This is a genomic window from Streptomyces sp. NPDC059524 (assembly GCF_042749255.1).
Classification (GTDB): Bacteria; Actinomycetota; Actinomycetes; order Streptomycetales; family Streptomycetaceae; genus Streptomyces; species Streptomyces xanthii.
The window spans coordinates 68,659-88,673 of sequence record NZ_JBHYTK010000003.1 but is presented as its reverse complement, the minus strand read 5'-3'; the positions used below and the strand labels follow the sequence as shown (position 1 = coordinate 88,673).

Here is a 20,015-nt window from a genome sequence, read left to right as displayed (position 1 = left end):
CCGCCACGACCCCGACGTGCTACCGCCACGCCGGCACCGAGACGCACATCCGCTGCGCCCGCTGCGAGCGACCGATATGCCCTCAGTGCATGCGGGACGCGTCGGTCGGCTTCCAGTGCCCGGAGTGCGTGGCCGAGGGCAGCCGCACCGTGCGCCAGGCCCGCACGGTCGCCGGTGGGCGGATCGCGGCCGTGCCGCTGGTCACGTACGTGCTCATGGCGGTGAACGTGCTGGCCTACCTCGGCGAGCTGGTGCGCCCGCAGATCGTCGACCGGCTGCAGATGCTGGGGCTCGGCCTGCTCGGGCCCGACGGCGGGGCGTACGTGTACCAGGATCCGCACCCGGCGGCCTTCCAGCCGGAGGGCGTCGCGGCGGGCGAGTGGTACCGGCTGCTCACCGGCTCGTTCCTGCATCTGCCGCCCACCGACGGCTGGTACGGGCTGCTGCACATCACGCTGAACATGGCGTCCCTGTGGAACCTGGGCCGGCTCGTCGAGTCGCAGCTCGGCCGGGTCCGCTATCTCGCCCTGTACCTGCTCTCGGCGCTCGGCGGCTCGGTGCTGGTGCTGCTGCTCGCCCCGGAGACGCCGACGGTCGGTGCGTCCGGCGCGATCTTCGGGCTCGCCGCCGCGTACTACGTGATCGCCCGACGGCTCGGCTGGGACATGCGCGGGGTCAACCAGTTCATGGCGTACTTCCTGGTGTGGATGCTGGTCTCCGCCGGGTTCGCGTCCTGGCAGGGGCATCTGGGCGGACTGCTGGCGGGCGCGGTGGCCGCGGTGGGCCTGGTGTACGCCCCGCGCGAGCGCCGCGTGGCCGTGCAGACGGCGGCCTGCGTCGGGCTGCTCGCCGTGCTCCTGCTGCTCACGGTGCTCAAAGCGGGAGCACTTGCCTGACCTGTCCGGAGCGCCGCTTACTCTGTCCCGCATGAAACGCGCCGGCTGTCTGGGCCTCACCTTCCTCGCCGTGGCACCCCTCGCCACGGTCGCGGTCTTCCTCATGTCCCCCGACGGGAAGACCGACGACTCCCCCGCCCTTTCCCCGTCGGCCTCGGCGCAGCCGTACGACAAGGACAAATCGGCCGCCGAACGCAAGGCCGACGACAAGCTGATAGCCGGCCTGCCGCCGGGGCTCGCCGCGCCGGCGAAGAAGGAGCTGGCGCAGCAGATCGTGGCGAGCGCCGAGAACTCGACGCTGGACTGGCGCGGCCAGTACGGCTACATCGAGGACATCGGCGACGACAAGGGCTACACGGCCGGCATCATCGGCTTCTGCACGGGCACCCACGACCTGCTGACGCTGGTGGAGCGCTACACCAAGGACCACCCGGGCAACGGACTGGCCCGCTATCTGCCCGCCCTGCGCGAGGTCGACGGCTCGGACTCGCACGAGGGGCTCGACCCGGGCTTCACGAAGGCGTGGCAGGCGGAGGCGAAGAAGAAGGAGTTCCGGGACGCCCAGGAGACCGAGCGCGACCGGGTCTACTTCGATCCCGCGGTCCGTCTCGCCAAGCTCGACGGGCTCGGTACGCTGGGCCAGTTCATCTACTACGACGCGATGGTGCTGCACGGCCCCGGCACGGGCCCGAGCGGTTTCTACGGTCTGCGCGAGGCCGCCATCAAGGAGGCGGACACCCCGTCCCAGGGCGGCAGCGAGAAGTCGTACCTCGACATCTTCCTCGACCTGCGGCGCGATGCGATGAAGGCGAAGCGCCCGGACCGGGACACGACCCGCATCGACACGGCACAGCGCCAGTTCCTCTACGACGGGAACCTGTCCCTGAAGACCCCGCTGACGTGGCAGGTCTACGGCGAAACGTTCAAGGTGCCGTGATTCACGCCGATTTGGCCCCGCGCACACTGTTCCGTCTGTGAAGATGACGTGTCGAAACAGTGGCGCCCACGTGTGCGCCGGTCAACTCAAAAGAGGACAACACATGAACATACGCCCCACCTTGGCCACGGCCTCCGCGCTGTCCGTCTCCGCGCTGGCCGCCGTGACCCTGCTGGGAGCGGCCCCCGCGCACGCGACCGAGTACAGCTCGGCGCTGAAGATCCGCGGGGTCCAGTACGACGCGCCGGGCACGGACAGCAACCGCTGCTCGGGCGGCAACACCTCGCAGGAGTACGTGACGCTGAAGAACTACTCCAGGACCGCGACGATCAACCTCAAGGGCTACCTGGTCAAGGACGCCGCGGGCAACAGCTTCCGGTTCACCGCGAGCCACAGCCTCCAGCCCGGCGACTACGTGAAGCTGCGCGGCGGCAACGGCACGGACTCCGACGCCAACAACGTGGTCTACCGCGACAACTGCAACTTCATGTGGAACAACAGCGGCGACACGATCTACGTGTACAAGCCGTCCGGCCCCGGCTCGGACTCCCACAAGTACACGAAGTCCGGCAACGACCGCGACGGCAACGGCTACATCAGCTTCCACAGCTGATCCCAGGCCGAGCACGAGCAGGGCCGCGCCCCACCCCGGCCCTGCACCCTCGTACGCTCCTCCCATGTCGCGCACCACTCCGCCCCGCCCCTTCGACGCCGAGGCGCTCTTCCCCGGCCTCGCCCCGCTGCGCCGCACGGCGACCCGGCTGCATCCGCGGCCCGGTTCCCCCACGGCGCGGGACAGTTCGGTCGGCGGGCCGATGCTGTGGCCCACTGACGAGCCCTGGCCGGTGTGCCCGACACCGCACAAGGGCGCCGACCGGCCGCTGCCGTTGATCGGCGTCGCCCAGCTGTACCGCCGCGACGTGCCCGGCCTTCCGCACCCCGAACTCGGCGACGTGCTCCAGGTGTTCTGGTGCACCTTCGAAGGGCACACCGACGGCGCCTACGACATGCACGCGGAACTCCGCCGGCGCCACGCCGACGAGGTGACGGAGACACTGGCCGAACAGCCGGTTCCGGACGTCGTCGGCCGCGCGGAACTCGTCCCGGACCCGTGCGTCCTGCACCCCGAAGAGGTCACCGAGTACCCGTGGTTCGAGGAACTCTCCCCCGACCTCCAGGAGCGCGTCGAGACCTGGGAGGAGGACGAGGGCGACGAGGACGCGGAGGTCTATGTGTCGGACCTGTCCACCGCCCCCGGCTGGAAGACCGGCGGGCACATCGCCTGGAACCTCACCGGCCCCACCGACCTGCCCTGCACCGAGTGCGGCACCGAGCTGTTCCCGCTCCTGACCGCCACCGACCGGGAGTGGGACTCCAGCACCACGAGCTGGATCCCGTACGAGGACCGCGACGGCAGCGACCTGCGGTACGCCTACGGCCCGACCGGGGTCCGGCCGTGGCGCAGTCACGTGGTCGTCGCCACCTGCCCCGGCGACCCGCGCCACCCTCTCCGGCTGATCACCCAGTAGCTGCAGCGAACGCACCGCGACGCCCGCCCAGTTCGTCCGGTCGGGGACAGTGAGGGCGAGCGTCGCGATCAGTTCCGTACGCCTTTGTACGGGACACCTTGGGGGGCCGTCAGACCGCCAGGGCGCGGTCCGTCGGGCGGATCGGGGCCGGGAGGTCGGAGGCTCCGGTGAGGAAGCGGTCGACGCCGCGGGCGGCCGAGCGGCCCTCCGCGATGGCCCAGACGATGAGGGACTGGCCGCGGCCGGCGTCACCGGCGACGAAGACGCCGGGGACGTTCGTCTGGAAGTCGGCGTCGCGCTCGATGTTGCCGCGCGCGTCGAGGTCCAGGCCGAACTGGGAGACCAGACCGTTCTCCTGGTCGGTGCCGGTGAAGCCCATCGCGAGGGTGACCAGCTGGGCGGGGATCTTGCGCTCCGTGCCCGGCTTCGGGGTCAGCTTGCCGTCGACGAACTCGACCTCGGTGAGGTGCAGCCACTGGACGTTGCCGTCCTCGTCGCCCTCGAAGTGGGTCGTGGAGACGGAGTAGACCCGCTCGCCGCCCTCCTCGTGCGCCGAGGTGACCTTGTACAGCATCGGGAAGGTCGGCCACGGCTGCGAGACCGGGTTCCGGTCGTCGTTCGGGCGCGGCATGATCTCCAGCTGCGTGACAGAGGCCGCGCCCTGGCGGTGCGCGGTGCCCACGCAGTCGGCGCCGGTGTCGCCGCCGCCGATGACGACGACGTGCTTGCCCTCGGCGGTGATGGGCGGCTGGACGTAGTCGCCCTCCTGGACCTTGTTCGCGAGCGGCAGGTACTCCATGGCGAAGTGGATGCCGTTCAGCTCGCGGCCCGGGACGGGCAGGTCGCGGGAGATGGTGGCGCCCGCGGCGACGACCACCGCGTCGTAGCGCTTGCGGAGCTTGGCGGCGTCGATGTCGCGGCCGATCTCCACGCCCGTACGGAACTTGGTGCCCTCCGCGCGCATCTGCTCGATGCGGCGGTTGATGTGGCGCTTCTCCATCTTGAACTCGGGGATGCCGTAGCGGAGCAGGCCGCCGATGCGGTCGGCGCGCTCGTACACGGCGACCGTGTGGCCGGCCCGGGTCAGCTGCTGGGCGGCGGCGAGACCCGCCGGGCCCGAGCCGACGACGGCGACGGTCTTGCCCGACAGGCGCTCGGGGATCTGCGGGGCGACGTCGCCCCGGTCCCACGCCTGGTCGATGATCGAGACCTCGACGTTCTTGATGGTCACGGCCGGCTGGTTGATGCCGAGCACGCACGCCGACTCACAGGGCGCCGGGCAGAGGCGGCCGGTGAACTCCGGGAAGTTGTTGGTGGCGTGCAGGCGCTCCTGCGCCGCCGACCAGTCCTCGCGGTAGGCGAAGTCGTTCCACTCGGGGATCAGGTTCCCGAGCGGGCAGCCGTTGTGGCAGAACGGGATGCCGCAGTCCATGCAGCGGGACGCCTGCTTGCTGATGATGGGCAGCAGGGACCCGGGGACGTAGACCTCGTTCCAGTCCTTGACGCGGTCGCCGACCGGGCGGGTCCGCGCGACCTCGCGGCCATGGTTGAGAAAGCCCTTGGGATCAGCCATTGGTCGCCGCCTCCATCATCTTCTCGGTGATCTCGGTCTCGGAGAGACCGGCTCGCTCGGCGGCGTCCTTGGCGGCGAGCACTGCCTTGTACGTGCTGGGGATGATCTTGCTGAAGCGGGCGGCCGACGCGTCCCAGTCGACGAGGAGCTTCTCGGCGACGGTGGAGCCGGTCTCCTCGGCGTGGCGGCGCACGACGTCGTGCAGCCACTGCTTGTCGGTGGCGTCGAGGGCCTCGACCGCGCTCCGGTTGCCCGCGTTGACCTGGTCGGTGTCCAGGTCGATGACGTAGGCGACACCGCCGGACATGCCGGCCGCGAAGTTGCGGCCCGTCTCGCCGAGGACGACCGCGTGACCGCCGGTCATGTACTCGCAGCCGTGGTCGCCCACGCCCTCCGAGACGACCGTGGCACCGGAGTTGCGGACGCAGAAGCGCTCGCCGGTGCGGCCGCGCAGGTACAGCTCGCCGCCCGTCGCGCCGTACGCGATGGTGTTGCCGGCGATCGTCGAGTACTCGGCGAGGTGGTCGGCGCCGCGGTCCGGGCGGACGATGATGCGGCCGCCGGACAGGCCCTTGCCGACGTAGTCGTTGGCGTCGCCCTCCAGGCGGAGCGTGACACCGCGCGGCACGAAGGCGCCGAAGGACTGGCCGGCCGAGCCGGTGAAGGTGATGTCGATGGTGTCGTCGGGCAGGCCCGCGCCACCGAACTTCTTCGTCACCTCGTGGCCGAGCATGGTGCCGACCGTGCGGTTGATGTTGCGGATGGCGACCTGGGCGCGCACCGGGCGGGCGTCGGCCTGGTCGTCGGCCGCGAGGGCGTCGGCGGCGAGCTTGATGAGCTCGTTGTCGAGCGCCTTCTCCAGGCCGTGGTCCTGGGTGACGACCTGGTGGCGGACGGCGCCGGCGGGCAGGTCCGGCACGTGGAACAGCGGCTCCAGGTCCAGGCCCTGCGCCTTCCAGTGGTCCACGGCCCGCTCGGTGTCGAGGAGTTCGGCGTGGCCGACGGCCTCCTCGATGGAGCGGAAGCCGAGCTCGGCGAGGAGCTCGCGCACTTCCTGGGCGATGAACTCGAAGAAGTTGACGACGTACTCGGCCTTGCCGGAGAAGCGGTCGCGCAGCGTCGGGTTCTGGGTGGCGATGCCGACCGGGCAGGTGTCCAGGTGGCAGACGCGCATCATGACGCAGCCGGAGACGACGAGCGGCGCGGTCGCGAAACCGAACTCCTCGGCGCCGAGCAGCGCGGCGATGACGACGTCGCGGCCGGTCTTCAGCTGGCCGTCGGTCTGCACGACGATGCGGTCGCGCAGGCCGTTGAGCAGCAGCGTCTGCTGGGTCTCGGCGAGGCCGAGCTCCCAGGGGCCGCCCGCGTGCTTGAGGGAGGTGAGCGGGGAGGCGCCCGTTCCGCCGTCGTGGCCGGAGATCAGGACCACGTCCGCGTGCGCCTTGGAGACACCCGCGGCGACCGTGCCGACGCCGACCTCGGACACGAGCTTCACGTGGATGCGCGCGACCGGGTTGGCGTTCTTGAGGTCGTGGATCAGCTGAGCCAGGTCCTCGATGGAGTAGATGTCGTGGTGCGGCGGCGGGGAGATGAGGCCCACGCCCGGCGTCGAGTGACGCGTCTTGGCGACCCACGGGTAGACCTTGTGGCCGGGCAGCTGGCCGCCCTCACCGGGCTTGGCGCCCTGCGCCATCTTGATCTGGATGTCGTCGGCGTTGACCAGGTACTCGCTCGTGACACCGAAGCGGCCGGAGGCGACCTGCTTGATGGAGGAGCGGCGCGCCGGGTCGTACAGGCGCTCCGGGTCCTCGCCGCCCTCACCGGTGTTGGACTTGGCGCCCAGCTGGTTCATGGCGATGGCGAGGGTCTCGTGGGCCTCGCGCGAGATGGAGCCGTACGACATGGCGCCGGTGGAGAAGCGCTTGACGATCTCGGAGACGGGCTCGACCTCGTCGACGGAGATCACTTCGCGGCCGCTCTTGAAGTTGAACAGGCCGCGCAGCGTCATGAGGCGCTCGGACTGCTCGTTCACGCGGTCCGTGTACTTCTTGAAGATGTCGTAGCGGCGCGAGCGGGTCGCGTGCTGGAGGCGGAAGACCGTCTCCGGGTCGAACAGGTGCGGCTCGCCCTCGCGGCGCCACTGGTACTCGCCGCCGATCTCCAGCGCGCGGTGCGCCGGGGCGATGCCGGAGGCCGGGTAGGCCTTGGCGTGGCGGGCGGCGACCTCGTCGGCGATGACGTCGAGGTCCGCGCCGCCGATCTTGGTGGCGGTGCCGTTGAAGTACTTCTCGACGAAGGCCTCGTCGAGGCCGACGGCCTCGAAGACCTGGGCGCCGCGGTAGGAGGCGACGGTCGAGATGCCCATCTTGGACATGACCTTGAGGACGCCCTTGCCGAGGGCGTAGATCAGGTTGCGGATCGCGGTCTCGGCGCCGCCGTCCTCGTCACCGGCGAGGAAGGTGCCGGCGCGGACCAGGTCCTCGACGGACTCCATGGCCAGGTACGGGTTGACGGCCGCGGCGCCGAAGCCGATCAGCAGGGCGACGTGGTGGACCTCGCGGACGTCACCGGCCTCGACGAGCAGACCCACCTGGGTGCGCTGCTTGGTGCGGATGAGGTGGTGGTGGACGGCCGCGGTGAGCAGCAGCGACGGGATCGGCGCGTGCTCGGCGTCGGAGTGCCGGTCGGAGAGCACGAGGAGGTGGGCGCCCGCCTCGATGGCGGCGTCGACCTCGGTGCAGATCTCGTCGATGCGGGCGGCGAGGGCGTCGCCGCCGCCGGAGACCCGGTACAGGCCGGACAGGGTCGCGGCCTTCATGCCGGGCATGTCGCCGTCGGCGTTGATGTGGATGAGCTTGGCGAGCTCGTCGTTGTCGATCACCGGGAAGGGCAGGGTGACGCTGCGGCACGACGCGGCGGTCGGGTCGAGCAGATTGCCCTGCGGGCCCAGCGAGGAGCGCAGCGAGGTGACGAGCTCCTCGCGGATGGCGTCCAGCGGCGGGTTGGTGACCTGCGCGAACAGCTGGGTGAAGTAGTCGAAGAGCAGGCGCGGGCGCTGCGAGAGCGCCGCGATCGGGGTGTCCGTGCCCATCGAGCCGATCGGCTCGGCGCCGGCCTTGGCCATGGGCGCGAGGATGACGCGGAGCTCTTCCTCGGTGTAGCCGAAGGTCTGCTGGCGGCGCGTGACGGAGGCGTGCGTGTGCACGATGTGCTCGCGCTCGGGCAGGTCGGAGAGCTCGATCTCGCCGGCCTCGAGCCACTCGGCGTAGGGCTGCCCGGCGGCGAGGCCCGCCTTGATCTCGTCGTCCTCGACGATGCGGTGCTCGGCGGTGTCGACGAGGAACATCTTGCCGGGCTGCAGGCGGCCCTTGCGGACGACCTTGGCGGGGTCGATGTCGAGGACGCCGACCTCGGAGCCGAGGACGACGAGGCCGTCGTCGGTGACCCAGTAGCGGCCGGGGCGCAGACCGTTGCGGTCGAGAACGGCGCCGACCTGGACGCCGTCGGTGAAGGTGACACAGGCCGGGCCGTCCCAGGGCTCCATCATCGTGGAGTGGTACTGGTAGAAGGCGCGCCGGTCCGCGTCCATGGAGTCGTGGTTCTCCCACGCCTCCGGGATCATCATCAGGACGCTGTGCGGCAGCGAACGGCCGCCGAGGTGCAGGAGCTCCAGGACCTCGTCGAAGGAGGCGGAGTCGGAGGCGTCCGGCGTACAGATCGGGAAGATCCGCTCCAGCTTCTCCGAGCCGAACAGTTCGGAGGCGAGCTGGGACTCGCGGGCGCGCATCCAGTTGCGGTTGCCCTTGACGGTGTTGATCTCACCGTTGTGGGCGACGAAGCGGTAGGGGTGCGCGAGCGGCCACGACGGGAACGTGTTCGTGGAGAAGCGCGAGTGGACGAGCGCGACGGCCGAGGCGAAGCGGCGGTCGGACAGGTCGGGGAAGAAGGGCTCCAGCTGGCCGGTGGTCAGCATGCCCTTGTAGACGATCGTCCGCGCGGACAGGGAGGGGAAGTAGACGCCCTCCTCGCGCTCGGCGCGCTTGCGCAGCACGAACGCCTTGCGGTCCAGGGCGATGCCCGTGGAGCTGCCGTCGGCGACGAAGATCTGGCGGAAGACCGGCATCGTCGAGCGGGCGCTGGCGCCGAGCAGCTCGGGGGCGACCGGGACCTCGCGCCAGCCGAGGACGTTCAGGCCCTCTTCGGCCGCGATCGTCTCGATGCGCGAGACGGACTCGGCGGTGCCGTGCTCGGGCAGGAAGGCGATACCGACGGCGTACGCACCGGCCTCGGGGAGGTCGAACTCGGTGACCTCACGCAGGAAGGCGTCCGGAACCTGGGACAGGATGCCGGCGCCGTCGCCCGAGTCGGGCTCGGAGCCGGTGGCACCGCGGTGTTCCAGATTGCGCAGAACGGTGAGCGCCTGCTCGACCAGCGTGTGGCTCGCCTCTCCGGTGAGGGTGGCCACGAAGCCGACGCCACAGGCGTCGTGCTCGTTGCGCGGGTCGTACATGCCCTGGGCGGCAGGGCGAGCATCCATGTGCGACCAGTTCTGGCCGCTGGTGGAGTGCTGGGACGGCTGGCGCGGCGTACGCATCGGCTCTCCCGTCGTCGTCGTGGCATTTGCGTGCCGAGGGACGACGTTGGCCCTCTGCGAGGTGATGCTGCTGCAAAATTTCGTGCAGGTTACATGATGGGGTGCTTCTCGAGAAGTGGATACTGCGTTCCATCATGCGGACACCGCGGTGGCGGTGGAGAGAGGCCTCAGGGACAGATCGTTGACCGAGGCCGTATGTGCCGGGGGGTGCGCCGCGAGCTTCGTTGCCCGCAGCGCTTACGGCTCATGCCCCGCTGTCGCACTGCCGAAACCGAACGGTAACGACTACTTATGCAAGGACCTGTATAGCCATCTTCAGGGCCACATCTTCGAGCGGGAACCCGCGCCCCGTCAACCGGCAAAAGTGCCGAAGACGCTTCCCAGGAGATACGTCACACCCGCCGCGGCCCCGCCCAGGGCCAGCTGGCGCAGTCCGCTGAACCACCAGGAGCGGGCCGTCACCTTGGCCACGACGGCGCCGCAGGCGAACAGGCCGAGCAGCGCGAGGATCACGGCCGGCCACAGGGCGCTCGCGCCCAGCAGGTAGGGCAGGACGGGGATCAGGGCGCCGAGCGCGAACGAGCCGAACGAGGACACCGCGGCCACCATCGGCGAGGGCAGGTCGGACGGGTCGATGCCGAGCTCCTCGCGGGCGTGGATCTCCAGGGCCTGCTCGGGGTCCTGGGACAGCTGCCGGGCGACCTCGCGGGCGAGCTCCGGCTCGACGCCGCGGGACACGTACAGCTCGGCGAGCTCGCGCTCCTCGTCGGCCGGGTGCTTGCGCAACTCCCGGCGCTCCACGTCCAGTTCGGCCTCGACCAGCTCGCGCTGGGAGGCGACCGAGGTGTACTCGCCGGCGGCCATGGAGAAGGCGCCGGCGGCCAGTCCGGAGAGGCCCGTGATGATCACCGTCTGCTGCGAGACGGCGCCGCCCGCGACACCGGCCATCAGCGCGAAGTTGGACACGAGGCCGTCCATGGCGCCGAAGACCGCCGGGCGCAGCCAGCCTCCGTTGACATCGCGGTGGGTGTGGTTGTCCCGGTGCGCGTCGTGGAGTGTCGCCTCGGTCTCGATGATGGCCATGCCTGTGTCCCCGCTCCCCTACTGTCGACCCGGACGTCTATTTCTGGACTTCATCCAGACCCGGATCGCTTCGATCTTTTGTCTACGCCCATGAAAGTACGCCTCCCGAGCGATCTCCGCTAGCAAGGAAGGCCGTACTTACCTGCGGTTTTGCGCCGCGCGGGGTGCCGTCGGAGGGGTTGAGGTCGGGCGATTCGGAGGGGCTCGGATCTTCCCGGACTCACCCGTGAGATGGATCACGGGATCACTCGGGCGCCACACCGGGGAAGCATGGTCGAAATATCTGGAATGCGGCTTTTCTCCAGGAGGCTCATGACCCCGGGGAAGGGACCCGCACCGGAAGAAAGCGCGGGCCCCTCATGAGCGTCAGCGTCGACCCGGATCCCCCGGCGGACGGCACGGCAGCGCCGCCCCGCAGACTGCGCACGGTTCCGCGGCGCCGCCCGCCCGCCGTGATCTCGCTGCGCGACCGGGCGCGGGGCGCGCTGCTCGGGCTGGCCGTCGGGGACGCGCTCGGAGCACCCGCCGAGAACCTGAAGCCGTCTCAGATCCGGGAGCGCTGGGGCCGGATCGAGGGATTCGTCGCGGACGATCCGGCGGGCACGGACGACACGGAGTACGCGATCTTCTCGGGGCTGCTGCTGGCCGAGAAGGGGACCGCGCTCACCCTCGCGGACGTCGAGGAGGCCTGGCACACCTGGATCGCGGACCGGGACGAAGGGGCCTTCCGGGGCGCCGGGTTCAGCGAGCGCGGCACTCTGGAGAACCTGCGGCGCGGGCTCGCTGCCCCGATCTCGGCGCAGCACCGGCACGCGTGGAGCGACGGGCTCGCCATGCGGGCGGCGCCGTTCGGGGTGCACGCGGCGGGGCGGCCCGCCGAGGCGGCCCGGCTCGTCGCGATCGACGGGACCGTGTCGCACGACGGCGAGGGCATTCTCGGCGGGCGGGCCGTCGCCGCGGGGGTCGCCGCCGCGATGGTCAGCCACAACCCCGACGCGGTCGTGCAGGCGGCGCTGTCCGTGGTCCCCGAGGACTCGTGGACGGCGCGCTCCCTGCACCGGGCGGTCCGGGCGGCCCGGCTCGCCCGGCGTGACCCGGAGGCGACCCAGCTCTCCATGGAACGGGCCGTCCGCAAGGCCGTCGTCATCGGCGGCTATCCCTGGACGGATCTCGCGCCGGAGGCGGTGGGGCTGGCGTTCGGAGCGTTCGCGGTGGCGCGGGGGGATTTCCGGGGGGCCGTGCTCACGGCCGTGAACATGGGGCGGGACGCCGATACGACGGCCGCCGTGGCGGGGGCGCTCGCCGGTGCCCTGCACGGGGAGTGCGCGATCCCCTCGCCCTGGGCCCGTGCGATCGGGCCCGTACGCGGCACCTGCCTCCCCCTGATGGCGGGCCGCCACATCCTGGACGTAGCCGACCGCCTGACCCCGGCGCCGCCCACCGGTAAGGGGGCGGCATGAACACGGCGCCCCGCCGTTGGGGTCGAACGCCATCGCCGAGTGCACGATGCGTCGGCCTTCGGCCACAGCGCCGCCGCCGCGGGGGACGACCGCCGTCGCCGGGTGCCGCGCCGTCGTGGCTGGTCGCGCAGTTCCCCGCGCCCCTCGGCGAAGCCGCTGATGCCGTGCCGTCGCACGCACCACGATCCCCCGGAGCCGCCCCGTGAACCCCGTTGGAGAACTCGTCCCGCGCCACGGTCGCGTAGAAGGGCTGTTGCTCGGGGTCGCCGCCGGGGACGCCGCCGGGTGGCCCGCCGGGCGGCATCGCGCGGCGCGGCTGCCGGACTGGACGCGCCGGCTGACCCGCGAGCTGGACACGTTCGCCGAGCTGAACGCCACCACGACGCTCCCCGTGCCGATCGCCCTGAACCAGCCCCCGGAGCCCCTCCGGCTCGGCCCGTCGGACGACGCCGAGTGGGCCGCGTTCACCGCGTCGGCGATCCTCGGCGCGGGCCCCGACGACGTACGGACCGCGCTGGCCCGCGCCTGGCACGCCCTGGCCGACGAGATCGCCGCCGCCGCGGCCCGGGCCGACGAGATCGAGTCGGCCCGGATCCCGCTGCGGGCCCGGATCTCGGTGCGGGCGGGGCTCGGCAATCTCGCGGCCGGGCTGCGGCCCCCGGCGACCGGCCACGACAACCCGCACTACTTCGACGACGCCGCCTGCGTCCGGGCCGCGATCCTGGCCGTCGTCCACCCCGGCGACCCCGAACGCGCCGCGGACCTCGCGGAGTTCGACGCCCGCTACACGCAGGACGGCGACGGCGTGCACGGCGCCCGCGCCATGGCGGCGGCCGTCGCGACGGCGCTCGGCGGCGCCCCGGTCGACGCCTGCGCGGACGCCGCGCTCGACCAGCTCCCCGAGGGCACGGAGATCCACCGCAACGCCCATCGCGCCGTCGGCCTGGGCCGCGCCGCCGCGGCCGCCCGCCCCGGTCTGACGGGCAACGCGTTCGCCCTCGTACCGGTCCTGGAGCACGAGATCGTCGACCACGTCTACAGCTACGGCATCGCCGCGGCGGAGACCGTCCCCGTGGCCCTCGCCGTCGCGACGGCCGCCGCGGGCGCGGTCTCCGAGGCCGTTCCCACCGCCGCCTGCCTCTCCCGCGTCGCCGACTCGGCCCCCGCCCTGGCCGGCGCCCTCACCGGCGCGATCGGCGGCGCCGACGCCCTGCCCGACACCTGGCGCGCCGCCTGCCGCACCCTCGCCGGCTGCGCACTCCCCCAGTTCGCGGGCACCGACCTCGTCCACCTCGCCGAACGGCTCACCCGTACGTCGTTCGACTCACCCACCATGGAAGGGACGTCACCATGAACACCCCCCGCCCGACCCTCGAGGACCGCGTCACCGGCACACTCGTCGGCGCCGCCGTGGGCGACGCGCTCGGCGGACCGGTCGAGGGCTGGCCACCGGAGGCCATCGTGGAACGGCACGGCGGCCGGGTCCGCGGCATCGTGGAGCCCTTCCACAAGGACGACTGGCGCACGGCCCGCCCCATCGCCCCGTACCACAAGGGCGACGGGCACGTCACCGACGACACCTTGATGACGCACGCGCTGGTCCGCGTGTACGAGAAGGTCCGCGACCACCTCGACGCGTACGCGGTCGCCGACCACCTGGTCCCCGACCTGATGACGACCCCGCGCTGGATCCCGGAACTGGAGGCGGAGGCCCTCCCGCTCCAGCGGATCTTCCTCGCCGAGAAGTGGATCGTGAGCCGCATCCACTACGGCCACGTGGACCCCCGCGAGGCCGGCGTCGGGAACATCGTGAACTGCGGCGCCGCGATGTACATGGCCCCGGTCGGCGCGGTGAACGCGGGCGATCCCAGGAAGGCGTACGAGGAGGCGCTGGACGTCGCGGGCGCGCACCAGAGCTCGTACGGGCGCGAGGCGGCCGGGGTGTTCGCGGCGGCCGTCGCCTCCGCGTTCAAGCCCGGCGCGACCCCGGACCGGGTGGTCGAGGACGCGCTCGCGCTGGCCAAGGACGGCACCCGGACCGCGATCGAGGCGGTCTGCGAGGTGGCCGTGAACCACGTCGACTTCGAGGCGGCGCTCGCCCCGCTGCGCGCGGCCGTCGCCCCCTTCGACACGGTCGGCCCCGAGTACCGCAGGCCCTCGCTCGGCGCCCGCCGCCCCTCCCGGCTGCACTCGATCGAGGAGCTGCCGGTCGCGCTCGGCATGCTGCTCGTCGGCGCGGGCGACTACCGGCACACCGTGCTCGGAGCGGTCAACTACGGCCGGGACTGCGACTCGATCGCCACGATGGCCGGCGCGATCGTGGGCGCGCTGCGCGGCGAGAGCGCGGTGCCGAAGGAGTGGAGCGCGGAGGTGGCCCGCGCCAGCCGCCTGGACCTGCACCGCCCCGCGGCGTCGCTGGCCCTGGTCGCCCGCGAGGTGCACGCCCGCGACCTGTCACGGCGCCGTGCCCACGAGGCGGCCTTCGCGTCGATCGCGGGCCTGTGATGCTGCGCCTGACCTGGGTGCAGCCCGAGGACCTGATCGGGCACGAGCTGCGCCAGGCCGCGCAGGACGGCCGGGACGCGGGCGCGGTGGCCCGGCGCTGGGCCGCGGCCGGTGGCCACCCGGCGCCGCTGCGCGCGGGCGCGTCCCCGACCCGGGCCCGGCCCGAACTGCGCGCCCTGGCCGAGGAGTTGCTCGACGAGCTGGCCCGGATGCCGGCCCCGCTCGGCGGCACGGAACCGGCGGTGTTCCACGGCCCGGCCGCCCGGTCGACGGGCCCCGCGCCCCGCCGCGAGCGCGAGCTGGACCGGCTGCACGCCGCCTGGCTCGGCCGCGCGGCCGGCTGTCTGCTCGGCAAACCGGTGGAGAAGCTTCCCCTGGAAGGCATCCGCGCGATCACGGCCTCCACCGGCAACCACCCGCTGCGCACCTGGTTCACGGCGCGCGGCCTCGACCCGGAGATCGCCCGCGCCCACCCCTGGAACCGCCGTTCGGCGGCCACCTGCCTGGCCGAGAACATCGACGGGATGCCCGAGGACGACGACCTCGACTACCCCCTGCTCGGCCTGCTGCTGCTCCGGCGCCACGGCCGGGACTTCACGACGGAGGACGTGGCCCGGCTGTGGCTGGACGAGCTGCCGGCGGGCCGCGCCTTCACCGCAGAACGGATCGCGTACCGCAATCTCCTGTCCGGTCTCGAACCCCCGCTCACGGCCACCCACCGCAATCCGTTCCGCGAGTGGATCGGCGCGCAGATCCGCGCCGACGTCTACGGCTGGACCACCCCGGGCGACCCCGCGCGGGCGGCCGAACTCGCCCGCAGGGACGCCGTCCTGACCCACACGGCGAACGGTGTCTACGGCGCCCAGTTCGTCGCGGCGGCGCTCGCGCACGCGGCGGGCCCCGGCCGCCCCACCGTGCACGAGGCCCTGCGCACGGGCCTGGCTCATGTCCCGCCCGACTCCCGCTACGCCCGCGCGATCCGCTGCGGCATCGACGCCGCCGAGGCCGAACGCACCGGCACCGCCGCCGGGTTCGACACGGTCGTCGACCGGCTGCACGCGGCGTACGGCGATCACCACTGGGTGCACGTCCTGCCCAACGCGGCGCTGCTCGCCGCCGCGCTCACCCACGCCGACGGCGACTTCGCGGGTTCGGTCTGCCGCGTCGTGTCCGGCGGCTGGGACACCGACTCGAACGGGGCGACGGCCGGCTCGCTCACCGGCCTGCTCGCCGGACATCCCGACGCGCTCGGCGAGCAGTGGACCGCCCCGCTGAAGAACCGTCTCGCCAGCACGGTCGCCGGCTTCGACGGCATCGGTTTCGACGAACTGGCCCGGCTCACCCTGGAGGCCCGCGCATGACGCACCACCCGCCCACGGACGGCCCGCTCACCGGTATCCGCGTCCTCGACCTGGCCACGCTGTTCGCGGGCCCCCTGTGCGCCACGATGCTCGGCGACTTCGGCGCCGAGGTCGTCAAGGTCGAGCACCCGCGCCGCCCCGACCCCTCGCGCGGGCACGGCCCGGCGAAGGACGGCGTCGGCCTGTGGTGGAAGCTCCTCGGCCGGAACAAGCGGAACATCACCCTCGATCTGTCCACACCGGGCGGCCGCGACGTGCTCCTGAGGCTGGCCGCCGACGCGGACGTCGTCATCGAGAACTTCCGCCCCGGCACGCTGGAGCGCTGGGGCCTCGGCTGGGACGCGCTGAGCGCCGCCAACCCGCGCCTCGTCCTGGCCCGCGTCACGGGCTTCGGCCAGTTCGGCCCGTCCGCGCGCCGCCCCGGCTTCGGCACCCTCGCCGAGGCGATGAGCGGCTTCGCGGCGATCACCGGGGAGCCGGACGGGCCGCCGACGCTGCCGCCGTTCGGCCTCGCCGACTCCATCGCCGCGCTCGCCTCCTCGTACGCGGTGATGGCGGCGCTGCGCGGCCGGGACCTCACCGGGCGCGGGCAGGTCGTCGACATGGCGATCATCGAGCCGATCCTGACCGTGCTCGGCCCCCACCCCGTCTGGTACGACCAGCTCGGCTACGTGCAGGAGCGCACCGGCAACCGCTCCACGAACAACGCGCCCCGCAACACGTACCGCACCGGCGACGGGAGGTGGGTCGCGGTGTCGACGTCCGCCCAGTCGATCGCGGAGCGCGTGATGCACCTGGTGGGGCGGCCCGAGCTGATCGACGCGGAGTGGTTCGCGTCGGGCTCCGGCCGGGCCGCCCACGCGGACGAGCTCGACGAGGCGGTCGGCGACTGGATCGCGGCCCGCACCCGCGACGAGGTGCTGCGCGCGTTCGAGAAGGCGGAGGCGGCGATCGCCCCGGTGCACGACATCCGGGACGTCATGGCCGACGAGCAGTACGCGGCCCTGGACTCGATCGTCGAGCTGCCCGACCCCGAGCTCGGCTCGGTCAAGATGCAGAACGTGCTGTTCCGGCTCTCCGGGACACCCGGCGCGATCCGCTGGACGGGCCGCCCGCACGGCGCCGACACGGACGAGGTCCTGGGCGCCCTCGGCCTGACGGGCACCGAGATCGGGGCGCTGCGCGAGGCGGGTGCCGTGTGACCCGCTCGCCGCGGAACCCGCTCTTCCTGACCTGGCTGTACGCGCCCGGGGACCGGCCCGACGTGGTCGCGAAGGCGCTCGGTTCGGGAGCCGACGTGGTCCTGGTCGACCTCGAGGACGCGGTCGCCCCGGACCGCAAGGCCTACGCCCTGGACGCGACGGCGGAGCTGCTCACGGACCGGCATCCGGTCCCCGTGCACGTGCGGGTCAACGCACTGGACGGGCCGCGCGCCGAGCACGAGGTGCGCCGCCTGAGCGCGCTGCCCGGCCTCGGCGCGCTGCGTCTGCCGAAGGTCCACGACGTGTCCGATCTGGACCGGGCGCTGGGCTGGGCGGTGGCAGTGCCGCCGCTGTACGCCCTGCTGGAGTCGGCGCTCGGGGTCGAGCGGGCCTACGCGATCGCCTCGCATCCGGCGGTCCACGGCATCGCGCTCGGCGAGGCGGACCTGCGCGCGGATCTCGGCATCGCGGATCCGGCGGGCCTCGCCTGGGTGCGGGGGCGGGCGGTGGTCGCGGCCCGCGCGGCGCGGCTGCCGCCGCCGCCGCAGTCCGTCCACCCGGACATCCGTGATCTGACGGGCCTCGCCCGCTCCTGCGCGGCGGGCCGGGCGCTCGGCTTCCTGGGCCGCATGGCGATCCATCCGCGGCAGCTGCCGGTGATCGAGGCGGCGTTCCGGCCTAGCCCGGCGGAGGTGCGGGCCGCGGAGGACGTCGTCGCGGCGGCGGCCGGTGACGCGGGGGCGCTCGCGCTGCCGGACGGGCGGTTCGTCGACGCGGCGGTGGTGGCGGGGGCGCGCCGGACGCTGGCCCTCGCGGCCCGGTGCGGGGAGGCGGACCGGGGCGGGCACGCGAACGGGGGCGCCGGACCTGTGCGGTCCCGCGCCCCCGTCGACGTACGGAGCTGAGCGGTGGAGCTGAGCGGTCAGCCCTTCTTGGCCCCGGCCTCGGCCTCGGCTCCGGCGGCGTCGCCGTCGGAGCCCGCGTCGGAGGAGTCGGAGTCGGGCTTCGCCGCGTCCTCGGGCTCGGCCTTCCTCAGATCGGGCTTCTCGCCGGCGTCGGCGGCGGGGGCCTCGTCCTCGGACGGCTCCTTCTCGGCCTCCGGGGCACCGCCCTCGTCGTCGCCGGAGCCGTCGGCGCCCGGCTCCACGACCTCCTCGCGGCCCGGCCGCGTCTTCGCCGAGATCACCATGTAGATCACGGCGAGCAGGAAGACGAACAGCGCCGTCCAGTTGTTGAGCCGCAGGCCGAGGACGTGGTGGGCGTCGTCCACGCGCAGGTACTCGGTCCAGAACCGGCCCGCGCAGTACGCGGCGACGTACAGCGCGAAGGCCCGCCCGTGGCCGAGCTTGAAGCGGCGGTCCGCCCAGATGACGAGCAGCGCGACGCCGACGCACCACAGCGACTCGTACAGGAACGTCGGGTGGTAGTAGCCCGGAACGCGCCCGTCGGTGTCGGAGGTGATGTGCAGCGCCCACGGCAGGTCGGTGGCCTTGCCGTACAGCTCCTGGTTGAACCAGTTGCCCCAGCGGCCGATGGCCTGGGCGAGGGCGATGCCGGGGGCGATGGCGTCGGCGTAGGCCGGGAGCGGGATGCCGCGGCGGCGGCAGCCGATCCAGGCACCGACCGCGCCGAGCGCGATGGCGCCCCAGATGCCGAGGCCGCCCTCCCAGATCTTGAAGGCGTCCACCCAGTCACGGCCCGCGCTGAAGTACAGCTCGTAGTCCGTGATCACATGGTAGAGACGCCCGCCGACCAGGCCGAACGGCACCGCCCAGACAGCGATGTCGGCCACGGTGCCGGTGCGGCCGCCGCGGGCGATCCAGCGCCTGTTGCCGAGCCAGACGGCCACGAAGACGCCGATGATGATGCAGAACGCGTAGCCGCGCAGCGGGACGGGTCCGAGGTAGACCACTCCGCGGGACGGACTGGGGATGTAGGCAAGTTCCATGGCAGTGTCGACGCTACCGTGCCGGGCCGCACCCACGTCGGGCAGCCCGGCAACGGCTCCATTACGACTTGCCCCGCACTCCCTGATCTCCCGCGCGTCCCCTACTTGTTCGCGTCCTCGACCATCTTCTTCAGCTTGGCGGGGGTCAGCGTGTTGTCGTTCATCAGGTTCTTGCCGTCGAGCAGGACGGTCGGCGTGCCGGTGTGGCCCTCGTCCTGGAACGCCTTGTAGGACTTCTGGATCCAGGAGTCGTACGTGCCGTCGTTCACGCACTTCTTGAACGTGTCCGTCGTCAGGCCGTCGACCTTGCCGGCCAGCTCGATCAGCTTGTCGTTCGACGCGTAGGCGTCGTCGCTCTCCGGCGGCTGGTTCTCGAACAGGACGTCGTGGTAGTCGCGGAACTTGCCCGCGTCCTGGGAGCACGCCGCCGCGTTGCCCGCGCGCAGGGAGCCGCTCCCTCGCAGGTTCCCGTCGATCAGGGTGACCGTGTGGTACTCGGCGCGGAGCTTCCCGGCCTCCGTCAGCTCGTTGATCGTCGAGCGGTAGTTGTCCTCGAAGGACTTGCACGCCGGGCAGCGGAAGTCCTCCCACACCGTGAGGGTGGACTTCGCCGAGGCCGGGCCGACGGGGATCGCCAGATCGTCCTTGCCCGAGGCGCCCTTCGGGGCCGTCACCGGGCCCGAAGAGTCGCCGGAGTCGTCTCCGGAATTGGCGGCGACCACGCCGATCACGGCGGCCAGGCCGAGCACGCAGACGACGGCGGCGCCCACGATCAACGTCCTGCGCCGCTTCTCCGCGGCCTTCTGCTTCTCGCGCTCCACGGCCAGCCGCTCACGGGCCGTGCGCTTTCCCTCACGGTTCTTCTCGCTCACACCCGCGCCAACGAACCGGGGGGGGGGGAAAAGGCCGGCCCCGGCCCCCGACACC

General features: G+C 72.4%; 15 protein-coding genes. 10 read left to right on the top strand and 5 right to left on the bottom strand.

The window, feature by feature from the left end:
• Positions 1-89 precede the first annotated feature (89 nt).
• The 4 genes from ACFW9D_RS01320 (at position 90) to ACFW9D_RS01305 (ending at position 3,362) form a co-directional block, all read left to right on the top strand.
• Positions 90-896 carry a rhomboid family intramembrane serine protease gene (locus ACFW9D_RS01320; protein WP_384616620.1) on the top strand — a complete coding sequence of 269 codons (807 nt, stop codon included), beginning with the start codon at positions 90-92 and terminating at the stop codon, positions 894-896.
• A gap of 31 nt (positions 897-927) precedes the next feature.
• Complete coding sequence (locus ACFW9D_RS01315) at positions 928-1,833, top strand: chitosanase (RefSeq protein ID WP_384616618.1); 906 nt, start codon at positions 928-930, stop codon at positions 1,831-1,833.
• Positions 1,834-1,936: 103 nt separating this feature from the next.
• Positions 1,937-2,446 (top strand): lamin tail domain-containing protein, encoded by a 510-nt coding sequence (locus ACFW9D_RS01310; protein ID WP_384616616.1) that lies wholly within the window; start codon positions 1,937-1,939, stop codon positions 2,444-2,446.
• Positions 2,447-2,510: 64 nt separating this feature from the next.
• Positions 2,511-3,362, top strand: coding sequence for a hypothetical protein (locus ACFW9D_RS01305; protein ID WP_384616615.1), 852 nt, complete (start codon positions 2,511-2,513; stop codon positions 3,360-3,362).
• A gap of 109 nt (positions 3,363-3,471) precedes the next feature.
• On the opposite strand, the gene ACFW9D_RS01300 is transcribed toward ACFW9D_RS01305, so the two are convergent.
• From ACFW9D_RS01300 to ACFW9D_RS01290, 3 genes are all read right to left on the bottom strand, one after another.
• Entirely contained in the window at positions 3,472-4,935 is a 1,464-nt protein-coding gene (locus tag ACFW9D_RS01300; protein WP_188339469.1) for a glutamate synthase subunit beta, read from the bottom strand.
• On the bottom strand, positions 4,928-9,529 hold the full coding sequence (gltB, locus tag ACFW9D_RS01295) for a glutamate synthase large subunit (RefSeq protein ID WP_384616613.1): 4,602 nt from the start codon (positions 9,527-9,529) through the stop codon (positions 4,928-4,930). The genes ACFW9D_RS01300 and gltB overlap by 8 nt, the downstream gene beginning before the upstream one ends.
• 351 nt (positions 9,530-9,880) lie before the next feature.
• The gene (locus tag ACFW9D_RS01290) at positions 9,881-10,612 is read right to left on the bottom strand and encodes a VIT1/CCC1 transporter family protein (protein WP_384616611.1); all 732 of its coding nucleotides are present in this window, start codon (positions 10,610-10,612) and stop codon (positions 9,881-9,883) included.
• Between the two features lie 359 nt (positions 10,613-10,971).
• Between ACFW9D_RS01290 and ACFW9D_RS01285 the strand changes: the two genes are divergently transcribed.
• From ACFW9D_RS01285 to ACFW9D_RS01260, 6 genes are all read left to right on the top strand, one after another.
• On the top strand, positions 10,972-12,072 hold the full coding sequence (locus tag ACFW9D_RS01285) for an ADP-ribosylglycohydrolase family protein (protein ID WP_384616609.1): 1,101 nt from the start codon (positions 10,972-10,974) through the stop codon (positions 12,070-12,072).
• 184 nt (positions 12,073-12,256) lie between these two features.
• On the top strand, positions 12,257-13,426 hold the full coding sequence (locus tag ACFW9D_RS01280) for an ADP-ribosylglycohydrolase family protein (protein WP_384616645.1): 1,170 nt from the start codon (positions 12,257-12,259) through the stop codon (positions 13,424-13,426).
• Positions 13,423-14,577, top strand: coding sequence for an ADP-ribosylglycohydrolase family protein (locus ACFW9D_RS01275; RefSeq protein WP_188339465.1), 1,155 nt, complete (start codon positions 13,423-13,425; stop codon positions 14,575-14,577). Before ACFW9D_RS01280 ends, ACFW9D_RS01275 begins: the two co-directional genes overlap by 4 nt.
• Entirely contained in the window at positions 14,577-15,938 is a 1,362-nt protein-coding gene (locus tag ACFW9D_RS01270) for an ADP-ribosylglycohydrolase family protein (RefSeq protein WP_188339464.1), read from the top strand. The genes ACFW9D_RS01275 and ACFW9D_RS01270 overlap by 1 nt, the downstream gene beginning before the upstream one ends.
• Entirely contained in the window at positions 15,935-17,140 is a 1,206-nt protein-coding gene (locus ACFW9D_RS01265; RefSeq protein WP_188339463.1) for a CaiB/BaiF CoA-transferase family protein, read from the top strand. The genes ACFW9D_RS01270 and ACFW9D_RS01265 overlap by 4 nt, the downstream gene beginning before the upstream one ends.
• Positions 17,137-18,045 carry an HpcH/HpaI aldolase/citrate lyase family protein gene (locus ACFW9D_RS01260; protein WP_384616606.1) on the top strand — a complete coding sequence of 303 codons (909 nt, stop codon included), beginning with the start codon at positions 17,137-17,139 and terminating at the stop codon, positions 18,043-18,045. The genes ACFW9D_RS01265 and ACFW9D_RS01260 overlap by 4 nt, the downstream gene beginning before the upstream one ends.
• Positions 18,046-18,062: 17 nt before the next feature.
• Here the strand turns inward: ACFW9D_RS01260 and lgt are convergent, their stop codons facing one another.
• Both lgt and ACFW9D_RS01250 read right to left on the bottom strand, forming a co-directional pair.
• Positions 18,063-19,088, bottom strand: a complete 1,026-nt coding sequence (lgt, locus tag ACFW9D_RS01255) for a prolipoprotein diacylglyceryl transferase (RefSeq protein ID WP_188339461.1) — start codon at positions 19,086-19,088, stop codon at positions 18,063-18,065.
• A gap of 101 nt (positions 19,089-19,189) precedes the next feature.
• The gene (locus ACFW9D_RS01250; protein ID WP_188339460.1) at positions 19,190-19,960 is read right to left on the bottom strand and encodes a thioredoxin domain-containing protein; all 771 of its coding nucleotides are present in this window, start codon (positions 19,958-19,960) and stop codon (positions 19,190-19,192) included.
• Positions 19,961-20,015: the final 55 nt, after the last annotated feature.

Coding starts and splice junctions, on each gene's coding strand:
- ACFW9D_RS01320 (WP_384616620.1), top strand. CDS start 90: ATGCGGGACGCGTCGGTCGGCTTCCAGTGCCCGGAGTGCGTGGCCGAG.
- ACFW9D_RS01315 (WP_384616618.1), top strand. CDS start 928: ATGAAACGCGCCGGCTGTCTGGGCCTCACCTTCCTCGCCGTGGCACCC.
- ACFW9D_RS01310 (WP_384616616.1), top strand. CDS start 1,937: ATGAACATACGCCCCACCTTGGCCACGGCCTCCGCGCTGTCCGTCTCC.
- ACFW9D_RS01305 (WP_384616615.1), top strand. CDS start 2,511: ATGTCGCGCACCACTCCGCCCCGCCCCTTCGACGCCGAGGCGCTCTTC.
- ACFW9D_RS01300 (WP_188339469.1), bottom strand. CDS start 4,935: ATGGCTGATCCCAAGGGCTTTCTCAACCATGGCCGCGAGGTCGCGCGG.
- gltB (WP_384616613.1), bottom strand. CDS start 9,529: ATGCGTACGCCGCGCCAGCCGTCCCAGCACTCCACCAGCGGCCAGAAC.
- ACFW9D_RS01290 (WP_384616611.1), bottom strand. CDS start 10,612: ATGGCCATCATCGAGACCGAGGCGACACTCCACGACGCGCACCGGGAC.
- ACFW9D_RS01285 (WP_384616609.1), top strand. CDS start 10,972: ATGAGCGTCAGCGTCGACCCGGATCCCCCGGCGGACGGCACGGCAGCG.
- ACFW9D_RS01275 (WP_188339465.1), top strand. CDS start 13,423: ATGAACACCCCCCGCCCGACCCTCGAGGACCGCGTCACCGGCACACTC.
- ACFW9D_RS01270 (WP_188339464.1), top strand. CDS start 14,577: ATGCTGCGCCTGACCTGGGTGCAGCCCGAGGACCTGATCGGGCACGAG.
- ACFW9D_RS01265 (WP_188339463.1), top strand. CDS start 15,935: ATGACGCACCACCCGCCCACGGACGGCCCGCTCACCGGTATCCGCGTC.
- lgt (WP_188339461.1), bottom strand. CDS start 19,088: ATGGAACTTGCCTACATCCCCAGTCCGTCCCGCGGAGTGGTCTACCTC.